Annotated in this window: 3 protein-coding genes and 1 pseudogene; 1 reads left to right on the plus strand and 3 read right to left on the minus strand. The window is 68.2% G+C overall.

Translation table 11 applies throughout. From position 1 onward, the window contains the following. Positions 1-305: 305 nt before the first annotated feature. Positions 306-2,813 carry a VIT domain-containing protein gene (locus ACE3UY_RS10265; protein ID WP_374687442.1) on the plus strand — a complete coding sequence of 836 codons (2,508 nt, stop codon included), beginning with the start codon at positions 306-308 and terminating at the stop codon, positions 2,811-2,813. 25 nt (positions 2,814-2,838) lie between these two features. Here the strand turns inward: ACE3UY_RS10265 and ACE3UY_RS10270 are convergent, their stop codons facing one another. From ACE3UY_RS10270 to ACE3UY_RS10280, 3 genes and pseudogenes are all read right to left on the minus strand, one after another. Then, positions 2,839-3,048 carry a type II toxin-antitoxin system Phd/YefM family antitoxin gene (locus tag ACE3UY_RS10270; RefSeq protein WP_374687443.1) on the minus strand — a complete coding sequence of 70 codons (210 nt, stop codon included), beginning with the start codon at positions 3,046-3,048 and terminating at the stop codon, positions 2,839-2,841. 98 nt (positions 3,049-3,146) lie between these two features. After that, positions 3,147-4,013 (minus strand): alpha/beta fold hydrolase, encoded by an 867-nt coding sequence (locus ACE3UY_RS10275; protein WP_374687444.1) that lies wholly within the window; start codon positions 4,011-4,013, stop codon positions 3,147-3,149. 65 nt (positions 4,014-4,078) lie between these two features. Next, positions 4,079-4,283, minus strand: a pseudogene (locus tag ACE3UY_RS10280) (FRG domain-containing protein); the annotation flags it as partial.

Consider the following 4,283-nt stretch of genomic DNA (forward strand, 5'->3'; position numbering starts at 1 on the left):
CTCTCAACCCATGGGGTGGCCCTGGAGCGCCATCGCTGTAGATCTTAGGATAAAGGACAGGGGGAGAAAGATGGTCACAAGGTGGTATCAATCCGGTAACAACGTGTTGGTGGGAACCTTCCTCCCTCCTCCCTCGTCTCTAGAACAGAAGTAAAGCATCCGCGGCGTAAGAGGCTCACGCAAAGAACGCAAAGAAGCAAAGCGCGCAAAGAAAGCAAAGCTTGACGTTCTTCGCATCCTTGGCGCGCCTGGCGTGCGCTTCTTTAATCTACGAAATCCGCGGATCGCTCTTCCGGAGGAAGATCATGAAGAAGAGACTCCCCCTGCTCATCCTCGTCCTGCTGCTGGCTGGGCTGAACGCCGCTCTGGCCGTGGCACAGGATTCTTATCCTGTGTTTGTCCCCTCCTCACAGGATAAGAATCCTGTCCCACGCGCCCAGGTTCCCCCCCGCGTCACCGAGCAGCCCGTCGTCCCGCCGCCCATCGACGAGCCGCGGCCGCCTATTGAGCCGCCCATCTGCATCGATGACTGCCCGCCCGTCTGGCGCATGGAGGGGCTGGAGATCGCCTACCAGCGCGTCGACGTGACCATCGAAGACCAGGTCGCCACCACCCACGTCGAACAGCTCTTCCGCAACCCCAATGACTGGATGCTGGAGGGGACGTACTTCTTCCCCCTGCCGGAGGGCGCGGCCGTCTCGCAGCTGACCATGTGGGTCGACGGCCAGCCCATCGAGGCCAAGCTCCTGCCGGCCGGTGAGGCCCGCGCCATCTATGACGCCATCGTCCGCCAGTTGCGCGACCCCGCCCTGCTCGAATACGTCGGCCACGACGCCATCCAGGCCAACGTCTTCCCCATCCCGCCCGGCGAAGAGCGGCTGATCGAGATCGAGTACACCCACCTGCTGACGGCCGAGGCCGGCGCGCTGCGCTACGTGTACCCCCAGTCGAGCGATCTCTACACCAATACCCCGCTCGACAAGCAGCGCATCCGCGTCGAGATCGCTTCCGACGAGGCCATCCGCGCCGTCTACTCCCCCAGCCACCCTGTCGCCATCGACCGGCCGGACGAGTTCCGCGCCGTCGCCGGCTATGAGGATAATAACGTGACGCCGGCAGGGGATTTCGAACTTTACTACACCGTCTCGCCGGAGCAGATCGGCCTGAACCTGCTCAGCTACAAGGAGCCGGGCGAGGATGGCTTTTTCCTGCTGCTCGTCGCGCCGGGCATCGAGCCGGGCGAGGTGGTGGCCCGCGACCTCATCATCGTGCTCGACACCTCCGGCAGCATGGAGGGGGAGAAGATGGCCCAGGCCCAGGCCGCCGCGGCCTACGTCATCGGCCACCTCAACCCCGAAGACCGCTTCGCCCTGGTCAGCTTCAGCACCGGCGTCAGCCGCTACGAGCCAACGCTGCTGCCCGCCCCGGCGGCAGCGCCGGCCGACCAGCCCGGCGACTACCAGCAGTACATCAACAGCCTTGCCCCCGTCGGCGGCACCAACATCAGCGGCGCGCTGCTGGACGCGGCGGCTCTGGTTGATCCCGCCCGGCCGACGACCATTCTCTTCCTGACCGACGGCGTGGCGACTGAGGGCATCACCGACACCCAACTGCTGCTGCAAAGCGTGGCCGGCGCCCTGCCCGACAACGCCCGCCTCTTCGCCTTCGGCGTCGGCGACGACGTGGACACGACCCTGCTGGATACGCTGGCCGCCAACCACCGCGGCGCGACTACCTACGTCCGTCCCGGTCAGGCGGTCGATGAGGCCGTCAGCGCCTTCTACGCCCGCGTTGGCGCGCCGGTGCTGACCGACATCGCCCTCGACACCGGCGGCGTGCGCGTCGATCAGGTGTATCCTGTACAACTGCCCGACCTCTTTGCCGGCACGCAGCTCGTCGTCGCCGGCCGCTACCGCGACGGCGGGCCGGCCACGATTGTGCTGACCGGCACGACCAACGGCCGGCTGCAGACCTTCACCTACCCCGACCAGACCTTCCGCGACGAGGGCGGGCCGGCGTTCATCCCCCGGTTGTGGGCCACGCGGGCCATCGGCCACCTGATGCAGCAGATCCGCCTGGGCGGCGAGAACCCCGAATTGGTGCAGAGCATCGTCGCTCTCAGCACCCGCTACGGCATCATCACCCCCTACACCAGCTTCCTCATAGAAGAGGATGATATTGCCGCGCAGACGGGCGGCGTCCCGACGCTGGAGGAGGCGGCCGACGCGCTGGAAGCTCCACCGGCCGTGAGCGGTGAGGCGGCGGTTGACCGGGCTGCCGTGGAGGGGGAGATGGCCGCGGCCGAAGCGCCGCTGGCCCTGCCGACGGTGATGCCCGCCGCCGACGGGGGCGCGGTCGCCGGGCCGGTCGTCCAGGCCGTCGGCAGCCGGACGTTCTTCTTGCGCGACGGCATCTGGATCGACACCGCCTACAACCCCGACGCGGGCGAGCCGTCCGTCGTGCCCTTCGCCTCCGAGGCCTACTTCGCGCTACTCAGCGACCGGCCGGAGTTGGGCCAGGCGCTGGCGCTGGGCGAGGAGGTGCTTATCGTCGTGGATGGCGCGGCCTACCGCATCACCGCCGCGGCCGGCGCTGGATCGCCGCCGTCCCCGGCGGTCGCCTCGCCCGATCAGCCCCTTGCCCAGACCGGCGACGTCACCCCCACCGCCGTCGCCGAGGCCGGCGGGGACGCCAGCGATCCAGTCGGGGAGGCCAGCGCTCCGGGTGTCGGCCTGCAAATCTGCGGCACTACCCTTATCCTGCCACTGGCCCTCTTTCTCGGTTGGGCCGCCGCCAAGCGCCGCAAGCTGTAACTGTAGGGCGGGTTGCCAACCCGCCCTACAGCATCTCCGGCAACACCGCCAACCCCATCCCCGCCGCCGCCTCCCATAGCGGCCGGTCAAACGTTGCCAGCGTCAGTCCCTCCGGCACAATCCGGCCGATCGGCCGCCCGCGCTCGGTGATGACGATCGTTTCCCCCGCCTTCACCCGGCGCAGATACTCGCTCAACCCGGACTTCAACTCGCGGATGCCCACACGCTCGTCCATCGCTGCGCCTCCACTTAACTCAATAATGTGACCACATTGTAATCGAGGTGGTCACATACGCCAGGCCAACCGGCTGCAAAAACAGCGCGCCATCCGGTTCATTGGCGTCCCATCGGCAACCCTTTTAACCACCCTATCACCACCTCCGCCGCCCTGGCCGGCGCTTCCATCGTCAGCATGTGGCCCACCTCCGCCATCTCCACGAACGTCGCTGCCGGCTGGAGCGTCTGCCACAAGGCCCAGGCGTCGGGAAAGAGCGTGTCACTGGTCGCCCCGCGCACGCCCAGCGTCGGCGTCGTCAGCCCCGGCAGCGCCTCCCACACGTTCGTCGGCGGGTGCGAATAGATGTGCGCCTCCCACTCGCGCGGAAAGCGCAGCGCTACCTCGCCCGTGGCCGGGTCGTCGCGCAGGCCGTGGTTCACATAGTCCCACAGCGCCTCGTCCGACCAGCCGTCGAAGACCGGCTTGGCTCGGAAGCGCTCGAAGGCGTCCTGGCGGCTGGGCCAGCGGTCGCGGCGGCGGCGCGCGGCCAGGACGAACGGCTGCGCGGCGGCGGCCTGCGGGTGCGCCCGCGCCGCCGCCAGCACCGCCGGCGGCAGGAAGACCGGCTCGATGAGCGCCAGCGCCCGGAAGCGCTCCGGCTCCTTGCGCGCCGCCAGCATCGTCGCCACCCCGCCCAGCGAGTGGCCCACGCCGGTGATCCCTTCGAGGCGCTGCTCGTCGAAGAAGCGTAGCAGGTCATCCGCCACGCCGTCCCAACTCAGGTGGATGAACGCTTCCGGCCGGCCGGCAAGGCCACCCCCGTCCTGCCCGCCGGGCCACAGCGGCCGGTGGTGCGCCGCCAGCACGCGGTAGCGGGCCGTGAACGGCCCGAGGAACTGCCGAAAACACCCCGGCGTATACGCATTGGGGTGCGAGAAGTGCAGTAGCGGGCCGCGCCCGCCGAAATCGTCGTAAGGGATCATAAGCTAGGGGTTAGGGGCCAGGGGCCAGGGGCCAGGGAAGAGTGCTCTTCCCTGGCCCCTGGAACCTAGTCCCTAGACTTGTAGTGCCGCTTGAGCCACGAACTCAACCCGTCCAGCCCCGGGAAGAGCACGCGCTCGTTGATATTGGCCTGGTCCAGCTTGTCGCGGATCTCCCACTTCAGGCCGGCGGGGATGATGTAGCGGGCGTGGAAGTGGGGGTGGGCGGCCAGCCACTCATCCACCCGCGCCGTCGAGCGCGACATGACTGAC

The sequence above is a fragment of the Promineifilum sp. (SeqCode) genome, from assembly GCF_041918635.1.
Lineage (GTDB): Bacteria > Chloroflexota > Anaerolineae > Promineifilales > Promineifilaceae > Promineifilum.

Bases quoted from the DNA above. Each gene is read 5' to 3' on its own strand.
- ACE3UY_RS10275 (WP_374687444.1), bottom strand. From the start codon at position 4,013: ATGATCCCTTACGACGATTTCGGCGGGCGCGGCCCGCTACTGCACTTC.
- ACE3UY_RS10265 (WP_374687442.1), top strand. From the start codon at position 306: ATGAAGAAGAGACTCCCCCTGCTCATCCTCGTCCTGCTGCTGGCTGGG.
- ACE3UY_RS10270 (WP_374687443.1), bottom strand. From the start codon at position 3,048: ATGGACGAGCGTGTGGGCATCCGCGAGTTGAAGTCCGGGTTGAGCGAG.